Raw genomic sequence first — 23,682 nt, 5'->3', positions numbered from 1 at the left:
TTCAGGGATTAGAAATAGGGAACAGTTACAACCGTTTTATCACCGGTACTGGTATCGAGGATCACCACCTCGAGTCCATTTGCGCCGGGTGAAACTTCAATTTCGTAACTGCCCACATTGTATTGACCTTCAGAAAAACCTTCACTGAAATAGTTGCGCATCAGGTTACGGGAAAGCTGACTCAGAATTTGTCGGTTCAAACTCCCTTCAAAATCCGCCAGTGGATCGGTGGTGGCGCGCTCGGGTGTTTTCTCTTCATGGGTGTTCTGCACCTGAGCTGAATTGAGCAGCCAGGAGTAATTGAGATAGCTTCCGCCAAAAGCCGGGTTGATGGGTTGATAAACAAAATCCTGCGCTTTAGCGTCGGATGCAAAAAACACCAAGACCGCCATTAAAGGAAGCAGGAAGATCCATTTTTTGTTTTGGGTGAGATTTGGTTTCATAGATGAGGTTTTTACTTTTAGGTTTTATTAAAAGAGGCCTGTACCGCTATAATCGTCACTTTCCAGGTCTTTTTGAATGAGTTCGTAATTGATGAAATAAGATTGCGTTTGCTGCAGCGCTTGCTTCACACTTTGTCGCAATTGCTCCAGATTGGGCCGGACAAAGGCCATATAGGTGTAGCGATCTTCCACTTTCACCCAAATTCTGGTGCCCATGCCCGGCATGGGCTTTTCTCCAATGTAAATAGATAGTCCGGTGATGAGTGAGGTGTTTTCCCATTCGCTGTAGAACATTCTGAAGAAATCACTGCCAATTTTGGTAATGGTCTCATCAAAAACAAACTCGAATGGTTCCGAATCCATATTGACAACAAGTGTGTCAGGTGCCTGGTTGTTTTCTGCCTGGTCTTCTTTTACTTCGTTGTTTTGCGCTGCTGCCAGCATGCCTATGCACGTCACCAGTATCAGTGTAACGGTAAATTTGTTGATAATGAGGTGTTTTAAGCGCATAGGTTGACGGTTGAAACAATTCAGGATTCACCAATCAATTTCGAATAAAGTTCCCGAATTTTCAAGCATTATTGGTCAACTGCTCTAAAGTAGGGGTGAACAGCAATTGAGATTGGAAGTGTTTGGCGCAGTGTTTGTGTAATTACCAGTTAGTCAGGCGAGTATATGATAGAGTCAGCGGCGATGACCGACTCATTGAAAAGGATCAGTAAAGTGACCTTGTAACTGTCCTCTGTTGTTACAGAAATGGTCGTTTTCGACAACTGGGTTGTTTTGCCTGGTTTTAAGAGAACAGACCCTGATTGGTTATTGGTCGACTGACCCGCTTGACCACTGCGCTTGGCCATCATTTTATAGGTGCAGGCGTATTCTTGTCCCCCATAATTGGTGGCCAGTCCGGTAAAGGTAATCGACTCATCAGCCACTTGGGATTCAATTTGAGCAGAAACAGCCGGATTGTTATCCGACAGGTTGTTCGTTGCCATATTGGAAGGCGGCATCGCCACCATCAAAATCAGGATTCTGGCAAACGTTTTTATATTTGGTTTAAGCCGGAAGTTCATAGGCATCAATAAGAGGGGAGGTGTTCTATGGTTATTTGCATCCCATGCTCGCCCTGTTGATGAATCTGATAGGCCGGAGAAGTACCATCCTTCTCTATTTGAATCACTTCATGGTTGTTACCTTCTTGAATCACATCGAGTTGCATGCCATCACCCTCCAAGTCCTGAAAAACCTTGTTGTCATTCCCGAGTTGCAGAACCCGTATGAGGTTCTCATCCCCGTTTATGGTTCCGTCATATAGGTTGTCATCCCCCTTTTGCAGCAAGCCGAAATTATTGCTATCGCCTGTCTGATTGAGGTTGGCCTTGTTGTAATCGCCTTCCTGGTAGATGACGGACGTATTTCCTTGCTCCGGTGTTCCACTGAAAAAGAGTACATCCGGATTAGTAGATAGGTATTCGGTTATAGCAGGCGTACTTTCTCCATCAATGGGCGTAATAATGCCTTTGCTGAGAAGGCCCAACTCATCAAGTTCCAGAACCTGTTGTGTGTTTTCTTCGGCTTCCTGAGCCTGAATTCCTGCAGAGGCTATAAGTCCAATAGAAAGCGCGAGTAATATCGTCTTCATTTTAGTTGGGTGTTATTAGAAGATTATTCAAGGCAAGTTAGTGAGAAAAGGATGATTCCCGCAAGCATAAAATGCTTGCGGGAAAAATACTTAAAGTATCAAAAGGTAATTAGGGAAGAGGAAGAGGATTTATTTGGACCACATTCGCAATATTGCCATTACCTATCTGATTGGTGGTTTCACTATTATTCCAGCCTGTCTGAGTTTGAGTGGCCAGGTTGTTGGCTCCATTTTGGTGGATATAAGCATAGTTTAAAACGACATCACCACCAGGAGAGGTTTGAGTCTGAGTAGCAATGTTGCCATTTCCGCCCTGCTGGATGATGATGGCATCGTTGATTGGATCATAGCCAGAACCGCGTTTAGCATCAGAAGTTTGCGTCTGAGTTGCTGTGTTCCAATTGGATCGTTGGGTGATGTTTGCAGAGTTTAACTTGCCTGTTTGGTCCTGAGTAGCTGTATTGCGATCACCGGTCTGTAAAATGTCCGCATCACTGACCCAACTGTCTTGAGTTTGAGTGGCCGTATTATTGTTGCCACCAAGTTGTTTGATGGTCGCGTTGTTGTCCCAGCCATCTTGTTTCTGTGAGGCAAAGTTATTGTCCCCCGATTGCTCTATCAATGCCTTGTTAACACTACCTTCTTCCTCAGGTAAGAGAGTGGCATCCTGTCCCTGCATGGCTGTATTGTTATTTCCAGACTGCTTGATGGTTGCTTCATTCCAATATCTTAGCTGGTGTTGAGAAGCATAGTTATGATCTCCACTTTGGTTAATGGTAGCTTTATTAGCTCCTAAATATTTATCATATTTATCCGGTCCCTGTACCTGAAGGGCTGAGTTATGGTCGCCAGCCTGATTTACCCAAGCTTCCATCAAACCAGCTCTGTCTGGAAGGTTGCCATTATGCTTTTGGTCTATCTTGGCTTCGTTTTTTACACCACTTTGCTTAACATCAGCTTTTAATGCATTTGAAGATAGGGGCTATAATTCAGCTGATCTATTTTGGCTTCATTGCCATTATTAGATTGGTTCACCATTGACTCAATAAAGCCACCAGTCTGGTTTACTGTAGCTTCTTGGTTGGTACCGCTTTGATTAACCTTTGATAGGTTTCCTTGTGCCATAAGCATGCCTGCAGAAATAAAAAGACCCGCAAAAACAAATAATAACTTTTTCATGATTAAATAATTTTAAAGTGTGTTGAATAAATGATTGATGATTTGAAGTAAGTTTTGATCCTAACCGGAATCGAAGAAGGGGTGCGACTGCTTTGGGTTCATAATCTAGAATTTTAGGTTTATTTTGGTAATGTGGATTAAATTTCAAAGGGGCATAAAATGGCCCTTTTCAAAAAGCAACCTCCTATTGAGGTTGCTTTCAGAAGTAAATTTATGGCGAGAAATGGGGCTGTTTTGTAAAAAGTTGTTAACGGCAGGAAATTATTGGCGAACGACAAAACTACTTTGTCATTAAGGCGAGTGCTTTCTTTGAAAACGTACGCCCTATGGGGATTTGATGGCTTTGGATATGTACATGCTCCTTGGTGAAGAAGTCAATTCTGGACAAGGAGACAATGTAAGATTTGTGAATTCGGAGGAAATTCTGGGGGCTAAGTATCTCTCCAATACCTTTTAAATTTTGAAGGGTGACATAGGTCTTTTTGGCCGTGTGAATTTTAATGTAGTTATCCAGAGCTTCGATAAAGAGGATTTGTGAGAGTCGGATTTTTACATTTTTATAATCCACTTTAATGATGATGAAATCATCGTTTTTGAAGGACTCCTGTTTAATTTTTTCAATGGCAATTCGGTCCCTTGCCTTATTGATCGCCTGAAAAAACTGATCAAATTCGATGGGCTTTAACAGGTAGTCGGCCGCATTGAGTTGAAAACCTTCGAAGGCGTAGTCTCTATAGGCAGTGGTAAATATTATTTCACTTTTTTCAGTCGCTTTTTGGGCGATGGAAATACCTGACATGCCTGGCATGTCTATGTCCAGGAAGAGGATGTCAGGTTGGTTGTGTTTGAGGTGCGCCAAGCCATCCATCGGATTTGAAAAGGTGGCCGTCATATTGAGAGAAGGTATTTTTCCGCAGTATTTCTTTAGCAAGGTCAATGCCAGGTTGTCGTCATCTATGGCTACACAGTTAAGTGTCATAGTTTTGAGTTTTTGGGGTTTCTGTGTTGAATGTTCAAGAGTATAAAGCGGGTTAGTTTATCATAAGCGAGATAGCAGCCAGTTGTTGTGTATGGTTTAATTGTTATGATTACCGGTTGCACCTTTCTACTGTTGGAATTTTTTCGCAGGAAAGTAAAGAATTAATTGTTGTAATGTCAATAATTTTAAATGGAATCTTGTTATTTATAATGCTGTTGAATAGCATGTGTGGATTCGGAGAGTTGTTTTGTCCGAGTATTTGGGTTAAGTGCTTTTTGTCCATTTGCGGTCTTGTGATGGAGATCATGTAAATGTAGGTCTATTGTTATGTTGGTTTTTTATTTTTTATTTTTAATTAATATGATAAGTAAAAACCTTAGTTTTTTGGCCGGAATTCATCATGGGATATGCTGAAGATTCGTTAAATGGTGGAAAAAGATAACACCAAACAGTCCTGGCTCTTTGATGAAACTTTTATCAGTAACATTTTTTAATTGTATGATTATGAGATTTAAGAAGGTTTGGCCATTGGGTTGTATTTAACAATCGCTTGAATAACGGAACTCTACAAATGAGGGATGGATTTTTAAGCCTTAAGTAACTTCAACTCAGGCAAAATGACTTTCACCTCTATTTCGGTATCTTCTTTCTGCCAAAATACCATAAAGTTGATTTCAGCGTTGGTCAGTTTATACCCTTTTTTCAGGTAGGTGCTTAAACTTTCCTTAAAGCCATTTGAAAACTTAAGCACACAATTGTGGCTTTCATTGAAGCAGCCCTCATTATTAACAAACAATTGGTCGCCACTTTTGAGATTTGTCAGCAGGTGTTGCCTCGTAATAAAGTAATCTAACCAGATGTCCTTATGCGTTAAATGCAATACCAGTAGGTTGGATTCCTCGTAGGCGACCTGGTCATAATAGCGTTGAAGGCCAGAGCAAGTAATATGATTTAAGTACATACCGTTCAAATGAATCGATAAGTTACTTTTAGCTCTGGTTAATGCCACATATAGGAGTCTTTTCTTTTCGTCCGTTTCCGGAGAAAACCCATCCAACATAAGATAAACATTGTCGAATTCTTTCCCTTTTGCCTTATGCATGGTTGAAACGTGTATCGTTTCAATATTGGTATTTATGAAGTCTTCCAGCTTAGACTCTCTGATATAGGCTTCAAAATCTGACTGGTACTTCTTTTTGGGATGACTCGATTCAAATGCTTTAATCAGATGAATGCAAATATCAATTTTGGCACTGTCCTTATATTTATCCCACAATTTTCTTTTGGCTCCTTTCCAAATAAGGTCACTAATGGTGAATGAATCATCTGAATATTTAAGCTGTTCAACGAAATATCTGACTTCTGCCAAATGATAAAAACTAAAGCCCTCGTTGGTCTGGATGAGTCTGGCCGGAAGACCTTCATTTATAAGCCAGCCTGTTATTTGCAATGCTTCATGGTTAGTTTGCGTCAAAATACAGGTAGTCCCCGAAAGGTCGGCCGACGATACCTCTTTCACCAATGGATGAATCAGGAAACGGCTCGAATAATGGACTATTCTGATGGTCCCATTTTCACTTTGGTGAGATACAATCGGAATTTCTTTAAGACGGTGCCCAATGGTATTTACAAATTGATTGGTGAATTCCACCAGGTTGACTTTGCTTCTGAAATTTTCGTTGAGCTCATATTTTTTTGCCTGTTGTTCATGAATAAACTGTTCCAGATGCTTTGAACTGGCTCCTCTGAACTCATAAATATTTTGGTCATCATCGCCCACGGCAATCACCCGCATCTCTTCATTTTTTTCCATTAAGACCTTGATCAGCTCAAATTCAAATTCATCCATGTCCTGAGCTTCATCAATGACCAAAACGGCCTTACTAATCCGGTTTTGTTCAATGTCGTTCATCCGAATTCTTTCAACGGCCCGACGGATGATGGTTTGTGATTTTTCGAGGGAACCTACTTTTCCCAGCAGGTCAAAACAATACGAATGGAAGGTTTTTATTTCAATAAAACCAGCCGCGTTGCCAATCAAATCCAGGAGCCTTTTTTTAAATTCAGTGGCTGCTGCTCTGGAAAAGGTCACCATTAACAACTGCTCGTGCTTAACGTCCTCCATCAGTAGTAGTGACGCCAGTTTATGGACAAGGACTTTGGTCTTTCCACTGCCTGGTCCGGCAGCAACGGCCATATACCGGGAAGTGTTATCCTTAATGATGCTTAATTGGGCCGGGGAAAGTTCGCCAAACAGTTGTCTGAATTTTGTGGGGGTTATGTTTCTGGCCAATTCTTTTTGTCGGCTGACATTAAAATATTTATTTAAAAACGAGGGGTAGTTTAGCAGGAAGTAATCTTCAACAAATTGCAGGGCCTCCTTATAGTCGTGGATCATTTTTTTGGCATACTCACCCACTATATGACTCTGGTGGACTTTATTCTCATAAAACTGGTTAAGCTTGGTATAGTCTTCCGTTTTATAGCGTTTTTTATTATCTGTTTCCAAGCGCTCAAAACTCAGCTTGTTGTAAACCACCAAAAAACCACCTTCTATTTTAATGGCCTCTATCCGCGAAAGGTAGAACAAGGCATCCTCCACATCCTCGATCTTTACATTCAATTTAAACAAAGAAGCCCCGCTTTCATAGGCTTGTTTTAAGGCGTGAACAGAAAATTCTACCAATAATTGTTCTTTGCTTTGGTCGGAAGCGGAAAGGTTTTCATGGCTTTTCTCATATAAATAATTCACAATAAAGCGGGCCAACTCATGACGCTTTTCCAATTTGCTCCTGAGTTCGGATGGTGAATAATTGCCAACAATTGAAAGATGATTGTTTGAATAATCGTTCTTTTGCCGTTTAATCCAGTTTTTTATGGCCCAGAAATTAATGATCGTTCTGAGTTTATGGGGAGAAACTTCTGTGCAGCCCTGAAGCTCTGCCAGTTCATTCAGCTCTTTGATGTGAAATATTTTTTCCTGTTCATGGATTTGTTCAAGCAGAAAGGTTTCAATTTTACGATACGTTACCACAATGGACAGGGACCGGTTGATCTGATCACCTCGCTTGATAAAGGCCGTCAGGTCTTTGGTGTCGGCCAGTATTTTTTCTTCGCGCAATAAATTAACCACACTAATAACCTCTTCTTTAACAATGCCTAAATGGTCAGAGATATAGTCAATCCTGGACTCTGCAGCTTCATCAGTCGCCTGCCGCCTGCTTTTGCTTGAAAACAGTTTTTTTATAATGCGGACAGCCTGTTCTTTTTGTTTCTCATTAAAAAGGGCTGAGGCGTGTATCTTTTCAATGGCCTCCTGTGCATTTTTGGATAGAATACTATTGGCAAATATGCGCGGCATATTTTGTCCGCGTCTCAAATAGCCAGCTTCTTCAAGCGCTGCAATGGCGGTTGTCACCCTTGTTTCTATTTCAACCACCGTATCATCCCACCCGGCCTTTCTGGCAATTTCCAAAGCCGAGTTGGAGGCCGCAAGACGAAAGCGGGTAAGGTCTTTAATGGCTTTCCATATCTGTTGTATTTCTTTAATATTGAGCTTGGTCTGGTTCAGTAGAATAAAGTGCTTGCTTAAATCTTCTTCATTATAAAGGACATAGCAGTCGGCCGTAATATTTTCATCCCGGCCTGCCCGACCGGCCTCCTGAACGTAATTCTCGAGAGAATCAGAAATTTCATAGTGAATGACCATGCCAACATCCTTTTTGTCCACGCCCATGCCAAAGGCGGAGGTGGCCACTATGATGCGGATATCTCCCCGAATAAAAGCATCCTGATTTTCAGATTTCTCCTGTTTGTCCATTTTCCCATGATAGGGTCTGGCCAGATAGCCATCCTTTGCTAGTTTTTCAGCCAACTGAAAGGCTCTGCGTGTTCGGGATACATATATAATGGCCGGGCATGGTTTGCCATCCAGCAGGTTGCGGACCGTATTATACTTTTCTTCTTCTGTCTCCTTAGGGATTACTTTGTATTGGAGGTTGGTCCGTGTTGCCTTTGAGCTGAAAGTCTCTAAATTCAAAGACAATTTTCCCTGAAAGTAATCTTTAATGTCCTGTATGACATTTGGTTTAGCTGTTGCTGTAAAACAGGACACCGGTATAGGATCCTCAAGGTTTTTCTTTTCCTGAAGCGATTTAATGAAATCGCCTATGTGAAGGTAATCTACCCGGAAATCCTGTCCCCATGAAGAGAAGCAGTGGGCTTCATCAATGACAAAACGAACGATGGGCCGCCCCAGTAAGAGATGCTCAATGGTCTTTGATCGCAAGGATTCCGGAGAGATATACAAAATGGAAGCAGCCCCGTTTTCAACGCGTTCAAAAGATTGGGCTCTTTCTATCGGATCCAGCAGTCCATTAATGGTAACAGCCTCTGTGATGTTTGATTTTTCGAGATTATCAACCTGGTCTTTCATCAAGGATTGAAGCGGAGAAATAACGACAGTCAGTCCTTTCACATTTTCGCCACTCATTAAGGCCGGAACCTGAAAGGTGATGGATTTTCCTCCGCCTGTCGGGAACACCACCAAAAAAGACTTGTTAAGAAGGGCTGCCTTTACCGCTTCTTCCTGTAAAGGTTTTCCGCCATAGCTGCGGTAGGCATCAAACCCAAAGAATTTTTTCAAACCAATTTTTGCATCCAGGGCCTGGTTGCAATAGAGACAACCCGTTAAGCAAGGATGGCTGCGTAATACATACATTACCCGGTCCACTTCAGGGTAATTTTTAATGACCCAGGAAGGTGTAATGGAATACCGGCTTTTGGTGTTGATTAATGACAGGCCATAGGCCAATTCAATCGGGTGATCTTCGATGAGCCTGTCTATCTCGACATTTGAACAAAGCAGAGACTTAAATCTCCATTTAATTAGCGCTTTAAGGTCTGCCCTTTGAAGGGAATAATCAACGAATGGGAAAAATCCTGAAAACTCTTTTCTGTCCTTTAGCAGTCCGTAAAATATTTGCTTTAATTCATCATCCAATTTTTTAAAGGCAGCCACTTCATCATAAAAGAGGTCTTTTGCTTTTAGCGCATCGTTGAGTGGGTTATTGAGCTCATCGGTTTGTAATTTGTCATCTTTTAGCAAGTGATGATAGGGGCGTTTGGGAAATAGGAGGGGGGACCAATACAAGGTGTCGATGATTGAGGTTTCTACAAAATCAATCCCAAAAGCCTTTTTGAGGTGGGGTAAATCATGTTTTAACAGATTATGCCCGCAGAGATACTTACTACCCTTAATGTAGCTGGAAAAATCGGTAGCCGAGCCGGAATGAAACTGTTCTCCGAGGTTGTCAATACCTCCAATATCAAGTATACGTTTGGTTCTTACGTCAATTTCGGTATCTATGAAAACTATTCTATCCATAATAGTTATGGTAAACCAGATAATAAATCGCCCATAGCATTCACTTAAAGGAATCAGACCAGGCATTGTGGCAAATGGGTGATGGTTGTGTCAGGCATTCACTTCCTGGATAATGAGGAGAGAGGTGGGCCTGTTTTGATTTTTCGCAACAAGATAAAAACTATTTCAATAAGTTAAAATCGGATTTTTGCATTTACCCGGAGGTGCCGTATGGAAGCATGTCAACTGGTTTAATTATAGCCATATGCGTGTGTTTAGATCCAAATCCTTTACCACTGTGGTTAACAGGTCGAGATAGAGATAATTGTTTTCGATAAACTTTTTATCGTTTAAAGGTTTAAGTAGACGAGGTTCAAAGAGATTTTTGTCTGACTGTATCGTAATATAGAGGTAGTTCTCAATAAAAGAAAAAGAGACCGTTGTGTTAAGTTTTTTCTTATAGGCCAGCATCATTTCCATCAGTGCGGGGGTAAGCTTAAATCGTGCTTCAATCTGATCTTCGGCTATTACCAGAAAATTTTTATTGAATTCAATGCTTTCCAGTTTAACGTAGTTGGCCTTTTTCATATCCCCAAAGAGGTTTAATTTCGCTTTCCTGAATAAGGTGCTGTCCTTTCGGTTGATTACCACTGTTTTTGTGCTGAACTGTTTGTTAAACATGACTGCAATAAAAACGCCTCTAAAGGTTGATTTCTGTTGGTTCAAATGAAAGGTTTCAATTTCAGAAAAATACACATCCGTATGGCCAATTCTGCAAGTAATGAAATCTTCTCCCCAATGCTTATAAACGAATTTTCTGATTAAGAGACTTTTGTTCAATAAATGAATGCTCATTCGCTGATTGGGAATGTATTCTACATGATCATAAAAATAGTCCAGTAACGCCAGTATGACCGTCTTTTTGAACTTGGGAGCCAAATCTTTTGTGGCAACATCCAGTTTTTCAAAAACCATTCCCACACAGTATAGGATAAACAAAATAATAATGGCCCCTAAAAAGTATAGCCCCAAATTAAAGACCAAAAAAATAAGCGCCAAAGACGTTATGCCTAATATTTCCCATAGCAGAATATCCTTCGCTCTATTTTTTCTTACTTCCTCTAATAGCTGCAGATTGGGAGAAATCTTCTCAAAGATTTCATCAAAACTTTTTGGGGGCGTTTTCATGTTTTGGGTAAAATGGGTTGAATAGGGTTTGAAATCAATTTTCTAATAGTTTGGAAATGCTTATTTGACCGTTTTCCACGAGTAATTGTTCTTTTATTTGTGATAGAGCAGTGTTAATATCATCAGTGCTTTGCACCTGTATCCCTTTCCCTGATTTATTGTTTTTAACTGTATATTCAAATGTTTTACCCGTTGTGAAGTCAAAATATTCCCACGTGCTGGTCATATTGACATCATAGTCAAAAATGAAATTTTGCGGGCAACCTGCACACGCTGGTGAAAACCCTTCATGGTCTAAACCAATGTCCAGAGATTGGTAAACAGGTTCACTTAAATAGCGTATAGGTGTGCATGAGAAAAATGACAAACCAAGCAATAGTACTGATATTTTCAAAACATACATATGTCTTGGGGAGGTGGCTTTGGGTCGTGGAAGGATTGGAGTTAGGTTCATCTGGGCGCTTTTAAGGTTATGCATGTTTGTCTTCAGGTGCGTGGATGTTTTCAAAAGTAGCATTATTTTTTAATCTCAAATACAACTTTTTGAATTTTATGCTTGAATGTTGCCAGTCATTTCATACATATATGGTCCCGCATCTCTTTTTTTGCCCCATAACTACTTCCGGGCTATTTGGAAACATTAACTATAATTAGCACGCTGATGGTGCGGTTGTTGTAACTTTGCAGCGGCGATTTTAGTATAGAGGGGTAGTTGCCAGATTTATATAAAGGATTGATAATGAAGTTTCATTTTGAGTTGGTTTGGTTGATGGTGGTGTTGGTGGTGATGATTGACGCCTATCTGTTTTGGAGGTGGCGGAAGAGCGACCTTTTTAACCATCTGACCGGAAAACTGTCTGCCCTTTTTCTTTTCGGACTGATGCCTTTGACGTCCATTATTGGTTTTATTCATATGGGATGGCGGATGCCGACTACGGATTCTGCACAGATTTATGTGGATTTTGGTTGGTTTCTGCTCTTCTTCTTAATGGTTTATATCGCGAAGTTTTTTTATACCGGTTTCAGTGCTTTGCAGCTCATGGTTAACAGAAAGCGTCGAAAGCCGGAGGAGAAGGTGCACCATTACCCGCGGATTACGCGACGCAAGTTTTTGAGTCAGATGGGCATTATCATGGCTACGGCTCCTTTTGTCTCCTTGCTCTTTGGTGCTTTTCAGGGTCGCTTTGCTTTCTATACCCGCCACCTTCGCTTGTCCTTCCCCAATTTGCCGGATGGCTTTGATGGGATGCGCATCGCTCAAATATCGGATTTGCACATTGGCAGTTTTGGCGATAACCGGGATCCTTGAGAGAGGCTGTTAAACTGGTTAATGCCGAGCAGCCCGATATGATTCTTTTTACGGGTGACCTGGTCAATAATTTTGCCGAGGAGGTCAACGGCTGGGAAACGATTTTCGCTGAATTGAAGGCGCCCATGGGTAAATACTCCATACTCGGCAACCACGATTATGGCAATTATAGCCGCTGGTCGTCAAAGGCTCAGAAAGAGGCCAATTTCGCGGGTATTGTGGATGGGCACCGCAAGATTGGATTTACCCTACTGCGCAATGAATCCCTTGTACTAAACCGCAAGGGTGATTCCATTGGGCTGGGAGGGGTCGAGAACTGGGGAACCGCCTCACAGCCACGCAAGGGTGATTTGAATATGGCCTCCCAAGGTCTCAAAGATCAGCCTTTTAATTTGTTGATGTCGCACGATCCCGACCATTGGGATAAGCAGATATTGCCACAGGACTTCTTCGACCTGACCTTGGCAGGTCACACGCATGGCATGCAGTTTGGCATTGAGAAGGGCGATTTTAAATGGAGTCCCGCACAATACATCCAAAAACGCTGGGCCGGCATCTACCGCGAAGGCAATAAGTTCTTATACGTGAATCGCGGACTGGGCTACCATGGCTTGCCAGCCCGCGTGGGAATGCCACCTGAAATTACCATCATAGAATTAAGAAAGGGCCCGGTTGGTACCGAGCCCTTGAAAGCATAATTCGATTAGTTATTCACTAAGGTTCATAAGTCACCACCTCACTCATGGGCGATTGCCCACCATCCGTGGTGTGCGTCCTAACAGCATAGCTCAATGGTCCCTCACCTCTGAGCGGCTCCGAAAAGCTCAGTCCTTCAGCACGTCGGTGCGTTTTTAGTCTGCCCTGATTGTCGGTTCGGTAAATGACAAAGAAGGTGTCTTCGTTCATACCTTCATAAGCCCAGTTCAGGGTGATGGTACCTTCTTCCTCGGTCAGCGTTAAATCGCTAACCACTTCACGCACCCCATTGTCATAGGCCTTTCCAAAGACCGGATGGGCATAAGTCGAAAAGTTACCGCTGTTGTCCCGCGCCCTCATGGAGTAATAATAGGTGGTTCCTTGTTCCACTTCAGTGTCGGTAAACTGCGTTTGCGGTGCTGCTATGGTAGCGTATGCCATCCAGGGGGCTTCTATCGACGTCTTTCTGTAAAGGATCTGCTCCACCACATCCTCGCTCTCGCTCAAGGCAAAGTATAAGTCTATTTGGTCGGTGCTATTGACCAGACGCTTGAATACAGGCGTGGTGGGGGCAATGGTATCGGGACGCTCCACGCGCAGGATGTCCGAAAACTCTGATTGGTTGTGGTTGAAATCAAGGGCTCTGGCCCGGTAATAAATGGCGGGTGTCAGTGAATTAAGTGTCACCGTGTCGGTAAAGACCAGCTGCACCTGCTGTTCCATCGAATCGATCTCTAAAAAGCCTTCGCGGATAACCGAGAATTCGTGTTCGGGATCATTGGCCCTGAAAATACGGTAGCCCATTAAATCCCTTTCGGGATTTTGGGTCATGGTCAGGGTCACAACCCCCAATGAATCGATCACGCCCGATTCAATAATGGGCTGGACCGGTGGTACGGTATCTATTAAAGTCACGGCCACCGGAAAGGAAGAGCTGACGTTGAAGGCGGTGTCCACCGCCTGAACCACGTAATAATTTCTGGCGCCTTCCACAAAGGAAGTGTCGGTGAATGTGCGGGTTGCTGCCGGCAATAATTCGTTATGCAATAAACGGAAATCTCCTTCAGGCGCATCGGATCGGGCCACGGCAAAGCCCATGAGGTCTTCTGCCGGATTTTCATTCATCTGCCACTTCACCAGTACCTCACGCGGTGCTACATGCTCGGGTTTTTCCAGATAGGGCTGTTCCGGAGGCGTGCGATCTCGCGGCATGGCCTTCACCTCGTCGACCAGCACCCGCTCGCCATACAGATTGCTGGCATAAAAGCGGTAGGTGTAGGTCTGGTAATTGACCAGATCCTCTTCGCGGTAGCTACCTCTGGCGTTTTCATAATTGAGCTGTCCGCTCAAATTATAGAGGGGCGCCTCGTTAAGGGGTGTGAAATCTGTTTCTCCGGGAGCCCGCCGCTCCACAAAATAACCACTCAGGTGCTCCGTTTCTTCCCAGGCAAAGTTCAACTCGGTATCTCCCTCGTACACGTAAACTTCGTTTTGGTACGCTTCATTGTCCACCACCGCTTCCATGGTAAAAGGCGCGGGATTCACCCGGTAAAGCGGGTGCTCCTCAACCGGTCTTACCCGGTAAGTATAGGTGGCGCCTGGCTGCACATCACTGTCGGTATAGCTCAGGGCCAGTGCTTCGGCCACCTGGGCTTCACGAACGGCGGAGAGGACAAAAACGGCATACTCAAAATCTTCATCGGCTCTTTGCTGGCGCATTTCGCTGATGCCCTCCTCAAAACTGAAGTTACCGCCCGAGGGAGTGGTGGCCGACTGCAGAAAATGATAGGCTAGATCCAGATAGTCCTGGGTTTCGGAATCGGTCTCAGCCGCCGCAATGGCTGTTTCCCATTGCTGGTCACTATAGGGCTGCAGAAGGGCCAATTCCTCAAATTCGCCATTGCCCACCGCTCTTTCAAGCACAAGACCCCTTTGCAGACCGTTCAAAAGAACGGCGCGCCGGTCGGGAAAGTACCGCAATTCAATGCCAGTGCCTTCCACATAGCGACCACGTATTTGGATGGTGGCCGAAAATGCTTCTTCTTGTGCCACCGTCTTTTGGGAAAAAGAGAGGGCGATGAAGCATATTATTAACAAGTATCTAGTTGTATGTATCATATGTATTAGTTTTTCTGGTTAGGGTTACATGCTCAATTGAAATGTTTGTTGGACGATCTCCATGGGACCGGTTCTAAAGTTTTTTTGAACTGTTTGCGTGACCGGGGTTCCATTATTCTTAAGGGCATCCACCCAATTGCCGTTTTTATATTCCTTTAAGGTGGCTGTTACCACAAAGCGGTAACTCTTGTCGTCCTCCAGATTATTGACTGGTGGCGCGGGCGTTGGCGGCAAATCGCCATAGGATGGCGGCGGTGGCTCTACCGGATAAGCCAGTGACAGTCCAAGACCACCCGTGGCCAGTCCGCCAGAAGTTTCTCCGGATGGTGTTGATCCTCCGTTCGCTATGTTTTGGAACACCATGGTGTTAAAAGCAGGCATGGATCCCGTTCCGGTCCCTGAACCTGATCCGCCAGTTGAGACATTGGTGGCTGGCATTAATGGTTGTTGCATCTCATTGAGAGAGCCCATTACAGTATACAAAAATTCACCCAGATTGTTCTGAGTCGAATTCAGCCCGACCACACTCCAGTTGTCGTTCTCATCTTTGACCTGCAAGTTGGGCGTTACTACCATTTTGAAGGTGCGGTTCAAAATGGTTCCGTTGGCTTGTTGTTCAGATACGTCAAATACTTCATCGGGAATCAGTCCAAACTTCACCGCAAGAGGCGTCTCTACCGGGAAGTTGTAGCTCTGTGAGGGATTGACATACTGAATCAACTTCTGCTGCTGATCGGCGGCCACATCGCCTTGCTGGACAGGAGCTGCGCCGCCTACAGCGGCGTTTCCGCACTGGGCGCCTACTTCAAATTCCTTATGGAAACTCACATCGATTACTTTAAAGATATTGGCATGTCCCGATATGGCACCGGCTGCATAGTAGGGGTTGGGGAATTCGCCATATATCCAGGCACCGGCTGCCAGACTGGCCAGATTCCAGGTCTTGTCTTTCAGGGTGCCTCCAATGCGTTTCACCTGAGCACCTGCCGTACCATAAAAGCCCAATCCGCCACTGGCTCGCCATCCATTAATACCAATGGGGTCGTAACCATTGCAACTGCCACTGTAATTCATGAAGCCAGGTGGAGTTCCGCGCCGGCGCCCAACTGGTAGGCCAGGTAGTAATTACCGGTGAGGTGTTTTTGATCGCTTTTATCGAACATGAACCCAACACCCAGTGCAAAACCGGATCCCGTTTGTGTGGCACCGCCAACACCACCATTGCCGACGCTACCGCCGGGGTAGTGACCAACCGCTCCGTGATAGGCATTCCGGAAGGTCGGTGTAAAGCCGTTGGGCGTGGGAATGTGATTACCAAACATCAGGTATTCATAGAGGTTAACACCCAGAATGCGGACCATATTCAGGTTTTGGGGCTCTCCAAATTTAAAGTACCACTGGTTGTTTTTGCCATCGATGTCGAGCACCATGTTGACCGGACTCGGCGTTGTAATGGGTGGCGCATTCACATTCACGTTGGTTGAGAAGTTGAAGTGCCTGTCGGGAAAGTTGTAGGCGGCCGACAAGTTGCCATCAATTTTGGCTTTAGCGCGGGAAGCACTCGTCAGGTCAGCCCCCACCCAAAAGTCGCCCGTAAAGGCAATGTAAGTGAGTCCGCCACTGGTCGAAAACTGTCCGAGCAATCCCACATCGGCATTGAAGCCATCTTCTTTGGGCGTTGTGGCCAACGTGGCCATGGCTCTAAAGCCGAGGGACGATTTTTGGGGTGTGAAATTATAGGTAGTGCCCGAAAGGGCCGCCTCCATATTGTAAAAGGCGCCGCCGCCAAAGCCTCTGAAGGCTACGCCCGGCATAAATACCACACCCGGAGCTGGCAGTACGACACCTGCCTCTACCCGCCAGTAACGATAAATTTCATTGTTGTTTAGGTAGGCGGTATTGCCAAATTCAGCCAAAGCACTCACCTGAATGCCTACCGCCTTAAATTCAGCGCTGAGTTCGCCAATAAAACCATTGCCATACACCGGATCGTCGTTTCTGAACCCAATGGCGCCTTTGATGTTGACGGCCGACAGGTTGGCGTGTACACTGATGGAGTCTATCTGGGTGCCAATGTATTGCGGATAGAATTTTTGTCCCCCGGTATTGTTTTCAATGGCAAACTCAACACCCAGTCCCGACATGCCGCCAATATTGGAGGTGAGGTTAAATATCACATCAAAATTAACCCGACCGCGCATGAGCTGTCCCGGCTGAGGCGGCAGCATGGTGTAGTCAATTTCATCGATGGTGACCGGGAAGTTGGCCAGCATTTTTTGGGGACTGGCAAAGGACCAGCTGCCAATATTGAAGCCCATTTCCAGGGCGTTGGTTGAGTCGTAACTCATGCCCAGTCCCTGAAAGTTCAATCCCATATTGACGCTTTTGACCGGTCCCAGGGTGATGTTGGTCCATTTAAATTCCCCATCCAGATCGATGTCGAAGGTCTTATGGTCCTTTTCGATGTGCGCCATGATGTTGGAGGTCTGCGCCAGTTCCAGTTCACCCTTGAGCATGTGCGCATTGACCGGTCCGGTAGGCGACACCGTGAGCTGAAAGCTGACCGGCTCGCCGGGTAATTGCGGGTTGTTAAAGAGGGCCACATATTCCAGCGGATTCTGAATGGAATCCTTTTTACTGACCGGCAGTCCGACGCGTCCCTTAACACCCGCTTCGATGAGCGAGTTGGCAATGAGTTCCACATGCACCGTGTCAATACTGGCAATCAGATCGGCCACCTTGGCATCGGGAAACTGAAGGACACTGGTGGCTTCGGCCAGCATGGTAATGCCCATGTTGTCGATGATCATATCATAGACAGCAATTTTAGGCTGGTTGTTGGCCTGGGTCTGCCAGGCTTCCGGCATTTCCATTTCCAGGGCTTGCATGTAGAAACCTCTAAAGGTTTCGGTGGTATCTCCCGGATAGTTTTCGGGGAAGGTGATGGCTGGCGGATTTAAAAAATCTGAGAAATCGTAGTAGAGACTATCCCCCAGAATGGTGATGCCACCTGCACCAACAATTTCGGCTTTTTCCAGGGTCCCTCCCAGAATCAGATCGTCCCAGTCGGTGCCGTTGGCCGACAGACTGGCGGCAACTTTTTTGTTCGGGTCATTGTCCGGTGAGGGCACCATCCAATCGCGTGTAAACAGTGTTTCCACCTCTATGCCATATTCCGAGAAGCCATCATCATCCCATTCAATAAAACACCCCAGATGGTTGGTGTCGGGTTTCTTAAAGACGAAGACCATGTCGTTGCCGGCATTGCCCAGGGTGATGTCTTCCACCAATTCAATGCGTTCCGGTGGCATTTCTATGCTGGTGGGGTGAAAACGTATGTTGGTAGCTTTGAATCCCAAACGCGTGGTTCCCCAGGACGGGGGAACCGCTTTGGCGGCAATCAGATTGAATTCTGATTTGTTGGGCTGGAAGGCCATTTCGTGGATGGCCAATTCGTTTCCATCGGGAAAAACGAGTCCCAAAGGCACCTTGACCGGCGTGGTATATTCTGTCAGATTGTTAAAGGGGATGGTCTGTTGCGTCGTGTTTTCCACCCAATTGACGATGCTGTTGGCTATTTGATTGTTGAATGGCACATTGGCGGTGGCTTCCAGTGCCCATTGGACGGGGTAAACCGGGGCATCCTCATGAATGACCGCAATGATTTTTCCCTCGGCCAGTTGCTTGTTCACATCCACCACGATGCTGTCAAAAGCGACTTCCACGCGGGCATTGAGCCATTGGACAAAGACCGTTCCTTCTCCTGTGTATTTGCCGTTGTCCACCTGCACATTGTTCACGAGGACCTCAAATTCACCGTTGAGTCCCGCATACAGCGTATCACTGGCTGCCAGCGTTCCGGGTGTTACGGGCGGTCCCTCATTTTCTTCGCCGCCATTTTTCTCACCACCTTCCTCGTCGCCACCACCCATTTTAGCCATGGGGTTATCGGGTTGCACCAGGAAGGTGCCCGGTGCTGAGAAACCGGCATTTTCTGTGTGGTACGGCTCATCGTCCATGGTGACCGCCTTAACGGCCCATACATATTGGGTGGAATCGTCGGGTACATCCAAATCGGTGGGCCACAGCAGTCGGTTCGATCCGATCACCTCTTCTTCCACCAGTGGGAAATTGGCCAGAAAGGCCTGGGAGGGCGATTGGTGCTCGTAAACTTCCGAAATGGTTACGATGTATTTCACGCCCAAATCGGCCGGTGGTGAAGGTGTTATGGGGGTCCATACAAACTCAGTTCCCTGAAGGAGCATGGATTGTATGGCCGCATTGCTGTGCGGATAGATGAGTTCCGGTGTTTGATAGCTGGTAATGAACATGGGGCGACAAACCTCTTCCGGTGTGGATAGGGTTTTGTTGTTTAAATCCACCAGCGACACACAAAAGGAATATACCCCGGCAGGCAACATGCCAGTTTGGGCAATGGTTTCTGCGGTCTTGCCGTAGAAGGTCAAGGCCTCATACGGAATCAGCTCATCGGCCAGCAGGACTTCCGAACCAAAGGGTAGCGGTCGGGCCGGCACCTGCGCCAGTTTGGTTTCTGCCACCACCTGATTGTCCACCGACACGGTGATCATTGTTTTATATTCCAGTCCTTCCAGTTCCGGATTGGTATTGGTCACCGTTAACATGGCTACTTCGCTGCGGTTGACCCAGTCGGCTATTTTCGGTGTGGGATTGGCATCCACATTCAGCGAAACCTGCACCTGTGCACCAGCCATGCTTGTCATGGTGGTCACTACCAATAAAAGTAAAATTCGTAAAATGCTCATAGGATTTGGTTTTATATCAGGCCTGGGGCCTAAAGGCTATTCGTTTAAAATCGTTGGGCGACTGAAAATTGAACCCGGTGCTCGTTGGTCACGGCATCGGGCCGTGTGGTGCCGTACTGGTAGTTCGACCAGGTGTAGGCCAGACGAAAATTGAGTTTTGGGGTGAGTTTATAGTCTGTTTTTAAGTTCAACCGTTTTCGCTTGTCCGGTGTTTCCTCATTTCTTTTTATGCCTGAAAAGGAAAAGAGGAGAGAAGGCGTCAGTTTTTTGTCCAACAGCCGGTACCGGGCATTGAGTCCGATATTGTAGAGGTTGAGCTGGCTCTGCGGCGTTTCATTATCGAGCAACAGTCCCATGACACCCATCGAAAGCGGGGTGCTTTTCAGGGCTACATTATAACCCAAATTAAAAGTCTGCGAAGCCGTCGACACCGTTTGTCCGTCGTGCATGTTGTACTCATCGAAAAACTGAAAGGAGGCACCGGTATTAATTATGTGACTGGCATTGGTCCGGTCGAACTGAAAGGCAGGGGAAACGGAAAACAGGTTCTGGATCATCTCCACCTTCAGTGTATCAAACGCCACATTGTTTCTGAATCCAAAATTCGAATAGCTGGTATTCACCGAAACCACCCTGGATAACTGGGTAAACAAATTCACATTGGCAATAAAGCGGTTGGTCGATTCCATGGTGGTGTTTTCCAGGTTGTTGGTCCTTATACCCGTCGAGCCACTCAATAAGACCTTGCTATTGAACAGTCTGAAATTGGTTTTGAGGTTGTAGTCGATCACATCCCGCTCCATGGTTCGGTAGCCCACAGGTTGAAATCCCGGACCAATATAACGGACCTCGCCGCCAATACTGGCTGCGTCGGTCCTCCATTCCAGACTGGTAATATTGGACAGGTCGGCATTGGTGGAGGCATTAACGGTGATGAAGCTTTCGGCCAGTGAGGTCAGCTCATTGTCCGGCGTCACATCCGGTCCCAAAAGGTCGTCGGTATAGACCGACGTGGCCAGCTCGGTGGAAAAGCGCCATTGCTCGGCCAGTTTAATTTGTAAGAGCGGGGCAATGGTTATGCCCTCTGAAGGTTGCGTATGATTCGGTTTCGAATCGATGGATTGCTGGTCGTCGCTTAACTTCACCATCTGCAAAATAAATTTGGTGCCGGCTGCTTGACCGATGCCAATTCGGGAAGCCAGCATCCATTGCTCATAGGCACCTGCGATGTCCTCAAAAGGGGACGGATTAATCCCAATTTGTGATTTGCCATAGTTCAGGGAAAACAGGAAGTTCCCGGGAGTCAACTCCAGGCCCAGTCCGAAAATAGGAATATCCCCCGTTGTCAGTGGCGAATAGGCGGGCGTTTGCGTCCCTAAAAAGGCCTGGGCCCATTTGTAAGTGGGGTTAACGCTGACATTGTTGCGGGGATTCTGAATGTAATCGATAAATCGTTCTTCCGGCAAATTAGGCAGGCGATAATTGGTTTTCTGATTGGTGATGTCGATGCCAAAGGGCATGGAGAAGTATTTACCGGCGCTAAAAGTCGCATGCGCAGAGAAGCGCAGAAGATGGTCCGGGTACCTGGGGCGAAAGCTGTCGTAATTTTCTTCCGCGTAATTGTAGCCATCGTAAAAGAGGCCCACCTGACCAGAAAAATTCACCAGCGGAGGCGATTCTCCTACGGCTGTTGTGGTTAGGGAAAAACAAAGCAGACCTAGCCATACAAAGGGTTTGGTTTTGTACATAAGTATCGGTTTTGGTTTTTTAAAACTTTAACATTTAGGATAAACTTGTCCTAAAAGTATATAAATTTTAACGTTTCAACCGAATGATGGTTGCAGAAATCCTGATTTCTTTTGATGAAGGAGGGTTTTTATCCGATAAAAAAACGATAGTTTGGATTGGACTGGGAGGTGAAGGGGATTCTTATTATCTTGTTATCAAATTTTAACTTCAAGCACTCAACCATGAAAGCATTCATTCTGCTATTCGCAGGCTTTACCTTATTCGGCAGTCTTTTCGCTCAGGACAGGGTCACCGGCAAAAGTTTTGCTACCCGTTCGGATGTCATTGCTCAACACGGAATGGCGGCGACCAGCCAGCCATTTGCGACACAGGTTGCTCTTGATATTTTAAAAGCTGGTGGAAATGCCATTGACGCGGCCATTGCTGCCAATGCGATGCTGGGACTGGTTGAGCCAACTGGCAGCGGTGTGGGGGTGATTTATTTGCCATCATTTGGGATGCAAAGTCTGAAAAACTATATGGCCTTAATGCCAGTGGCCGTTCACCCCAATCTCTAACCCTCCATTATTTTCTGGAAAATGGCTATGAAAGCATTCCTGCACTGGGGCCGCTTCCCGTTTCAGTGCCGGGATGTGTGGACGGCTGGTTCGAAATGCACCGTAAATTTGGGTCTATGTCAATGGAAAAAATACTTGCCCCAACCATAAAATATGCCAGAGAAGGATTCCCGGTATCTGAACTCATCGCCTATTATCTGGAACGAAGTGCGCATGTTCTACAGGAGTTTGCCGGATTTAAAGAAACCTATATGCCGGATGGAAAAATTCCGGCCAAGGGCGAAATTTTTAGAAACCCTGCGCTTGCGAATACCCTGGAACTGATTGCCCAAAAAGGCAGGATGAATTTTATAAAGGATCTATCGCCAAAACAATCGACGCCTATATCAAAGAGCAGGGGGGATTTCTTTCCTATGAGGACCTGGCTTCTCATACATCGGAATGGGTGGAACCTGTTTCTACCAATTACCGGGGATACGATGTGTGGGAGTTACCGCCTAGCGGACAGGGGATTGCGGCTTTGCAAATTCTGAACATCCTGGAACTTTATGATATTAAAGCCATGGGCTTTGGAAGCATCGATTATTTGCATTTATTCACGGAAGCCAAAAAACTGGCTTATGAGGACCGGGCTAAATTCTATGCCGACCCTGATTTTAACCAGCTTCCCATTGACCAATTGATTTCCAAGGAATATGCCAGGGAAAGGAATAAGCTGATCGACATGAACCGTTCTGCCAGCTCCTATCCATCTGGCGACTTCGGTCACGGAGAAACCATTTATCTGACGGTGGCGGATGAGGAAGGAAATATGGTCTCACTGATTCAAAGCAATTATCGTGGAATGGGAAGCGGAATGACACCCACAGGTTTGGGCTTTGTCCTTCAGGATAGAGGAGAACTATTTAGTTTGGAAGAAGGTCACTTCAACGTATATGAACCTGGGAAAAGGCCGTTTCACACGATTATTCCAAGTTTTATTACCAAAGACGGAAAGCCCTGGGTGAGCTTTGGCGTAATGGGTGGCGGCATGCAGCCACAGGGACATGTGCAAATGGTTGTTAATCTCATCGATTTTGGGATGGGATTGCAGGAAGCCGGCGATGCGCCCAGAATTCAGCATGTAAAGTCGTCTGAACCTACCGGATACCAAATGAAAGATGGCGGATGGATCAATTTGGAGACCGGTTTTGATTATGAAGTCATCCGGGGCTTGATGCAAAAAGGGCACCAGGTAAAATACGATATGGGAGGCTATGGAGGCTATCAGGCCATTCTGTGGGATGAAAAAAACAAAGTTTATTATGGCGCCTCAGAATCGAGAAAAGATGGGCAGGCAGCGGGGTACTAAGCAGGCCGACTGACAGTTTTGTTTTAAGTGGAATTTGGGCTTTTATAAAAATATCAAATTATGAAGATTCTTTACATTGGAGGGACAGGGAATATCAGCACGGCCTCAAGTCGTCTGGCCATTGAAATGGGCATGGATTTGTATCTGCTAAATCGCGGTACCAACAGATCGGAAATTCCCGGAGCCAGGACACTGGTTGCAGATCATTCCGATTTAAATGCGGTAAAAAGAGTGGTGGACGGCTATGAGTGGGATGTGGTGGTCAATTGGATTGCTTTTACTGAGGAGGATGTTAAGCGGGACTATGAATTGTTTATGGGTT

Annotated in this window: 16 protein-coding genes and 2 pseudogenes; 4 read left to right on the top strand and 14 right to left on the bottom strand. The window is 45.5% G+C overall.

What is annotated here, in order from left to right:
- Positions 1-8 precede the first annotated feature (8 nt).
- The 10 genes from JCM15548_RS09905 to JCM15548_RS09860 all read right to left on the bottom strand — a co-directional run bounded on the left by JCM15548_RS09905 (position 9) and on the right by JCM15548_RS09860 (position 11,250).
- Positions 9-443 (bottom strand): curli production assembly/transport component CsgF, encoded by a 435-nt coding sequence (locus tag JCM15548_RS09905; RefSeq protein WP_227625666.1) that lies wholly within the window; start codon positions 441-443, stop codon positions 9-11.
- A 27-nt stretch (positions 444-470) separates the two neighbouring features.
- Entirely contained in the window at positions 471-953 is a 483-nt protein-coding gene (locus JCM15548_RS09900) for a CsgE family curli-type amyloid fiber assembly protein (protein WP_062124862.1), read from the bottom strand.
- 149 nt (positions 954-1,102) lie between these two features.
- A complete protein-coding gene (gene csgH / locus JCM15548_RS09895) occupies positions 1,103-1,462 on the bottom strand; it encodes a curli-like amyloid fiber formation chaperone CsgH (protein ID WP_157482627.1) in 360 nt (119 codons plus the stop codon).
- A 59-nt stretch (positions 1,463-1,521) separates the two neighbouring features.
- A complete protein-coding gene (locus tag JCM15548_RS09890) occupies positions 1,522-2,085 on the bottom strand; it encodes a hypothetical protein (RefSeq protein ID WP_062124857.1) in 564 nt (187 codons plus the stop codon).
- A 109-nt stretch (positions 2,086-2,194) separates the two neighbouring features.
- On the bottom strand, positions 2,195-2,959 hold the full coding sequence (locus JCM15548_RS09885; RefSeq protein WP_062124855.1) for a hypothetical protein: 765 nt from the start codon (positions 2,957-2,959) through the stop codon (positions 2,195-2,197).
- Positions 2,960-3,045: 86 nt separating this feature from the next.
- The gene (locus JCM15548_RS09880; protein WP_062124853.1) at positions 3,046-3,264 is read right to left on the bottom strand and encodes a hypothetical protein; all 219 of its coding nucleotides are present in this window, start codon (positions 3,262-3,264) and stop codon (positions 3,046-3,048) included.
- A 280-nt stretch (positions 3,265-3,544) separates the two neighbouring features.
- Positions 3,545-4,243, bottom strand: coding sequence for a LytR/AlgR family response regulator transcription factor (locus tag JCM15548_RS09875; RefSeq protein ID WP_062124851.1), 699 nt, complete (start codon positions 4,241-4,243; stop codon positions 3,545-3,547).
- Positions 4,244-4,829: 586 nt separating this feature from the next.
- Positions 4,830-9,629, bottom strand: coding sequence for a RecQ family ATP-dependent DNA helicase (locus tag JCM15548_RS09870; RefSeq protein ID WP_062124925.1), 4,800 nt, complete (start codon positions 9,627-9,629; stop codon positions 4,830-4,832).
- A 234-nt stretch (positions 9,630-9,863) separates the two neighbouring features.
- Positions 9,864-10,796 carry a DUF3137 domain-containing protein gene (locus JCM15548_RS09865; protein ID WP_062124849.1) on the bottom strand — a complete coding sequence of 311 codons (933 nt, stop codon included), beginning with the start codon at positions 10,794-10,796 and terminating at the stop codon, positions 9,864-9,866.
- A 34-nt stretch (positions 10,797-10,830) separates the two neighbouring features.
- Complete coding sequence (locus tag JCM15548_RS09860; RefSeq protein WP_157482625.1) at positions 10,831-11,250, bottom strand: hypothetical protein; 420 nt, start codon at positions 11,248-11,250, stop codon at positions 10,831-10,833.
- A gap of 285 nt (positions 11,251-11,535) precedes the next feature.
- Here JCM15548_RS09860 and JCM15548_RS23665 point away from each other — a divergent pair, with 285 nt between their 5' ends.
- Positions 11,536-12,105, top strand: a complete 570-nt coding sequence (locus JCM15548_RS23665) for a hypothetical protein (protein WP_227625665.1) — start codon at positions 11,536-11,538, stop codon at positions 12,103-12,105.
- Entirely contained in the window at positions 12,102-12,803 is a 702-nt protein-coding gene (locus JCM15548_RS23660) for a metallophosphoesterase (protein WP_227625664.1), read from the top strand. The genes JCM15548_RS23665 and JCM15548_RS23660 overlap by 4 nt, the downstream gene beginning before the upstream one ends.
- 16 nt (positions 12,804-12,819) lie before the next feature.
- On the opposite strand, the gene JCM15548_RS09850 is transcribed toward JCM15548_RS23660, so the two are convergent.
- The 4 genes from JCM15548_RS09850 to JCM15548_RS09835 are packed head-to-tail and all read right to left on the bottom strand — an operon-like array spanning position 12,820 to position 21,451.
- Positions 12,820-14,919: a fibronectin type III domain-containing protein gene (locus tag JCM15548_RS09850; protein ID WP_157482623.1), complete on the bottom strand. Its 2,100-nt coding sequence runs from the start codon at positions 14,917-14,919 to the stop codon at positions 12,820-12,822.
- Between the two features lie 24 nt (positions 14,920-14,943).
- The gene (locus JCM15548_RS09845) at positions 14,944-15,993 is read right to left on the bottom strand and encodes a hypothetical protein (protein ID WP_062124843.1); all 1,050 of its coding nucleotides are present in this window, start codon (positions 15,991-15,993) and stop codon (positions 14,944-14,946) included.
- A complete protein-coding gene (locus JCM15548_RS09840; RefSeq protein WP_062124841.1) occupies positions 15,990-19,703 on the bottom strand; it encodes a hypothetical protein in 3,714 nt (1,237 codons plus the stop codon). Before JCM15548_RS09840 ends, JCM15548_RS09845 begins: the two co-directional genes overlap by 4 nt.
- Positions 19,704-19,747: 44 nt before the next feature.
- Complete coding sequence (locus JCM15548_RS09835; RefSeq protein ID WP_062124839.1) at positions 19,748-21,451, bottom strand: hypothetical protein; 1,704 nt, start codon at positions 21,449-21,451, stop codon at positions 19,748-19,750.
- 222 nt (positions 21,452-21,673) lie between these two features.
- Here JCM15548_RS09835 and ggt point away from each other — a divergent pair.
- Both ggt and JCM15548_RS09825 read left to right on the top strand, forming a co-directional pair.
- Positions 21,674-23,360: pseudogene (gene ggt / locus JCM15548_RS26290) on the top strand (gamma-glutamyltransferase).
- Between the two features lie 60 nt (positions 23,361-23,420).
- Positions 23,421-23,682 (top strand): annotated as a pseudogene (locus JCM15548_RS09825) (NAD-dependent dehydratase); the annotation flags it as partial.

Origin of the sequence: Geofilum rubicundum JCM 15548, from assembly GCF_000974365.1 — a bacterium.
GTDB classification, from domain to species: Bacteria; Bacteroidota; Bacteroidia; order Bacteroidales; family Marinilabiliaceae; genus Geofilum; species Geofilum rubicundum.
Note: the sequence above shows the minus strand (reverse complement) of the source record. Positions and strands in the feature narration are given on the sequence as shown.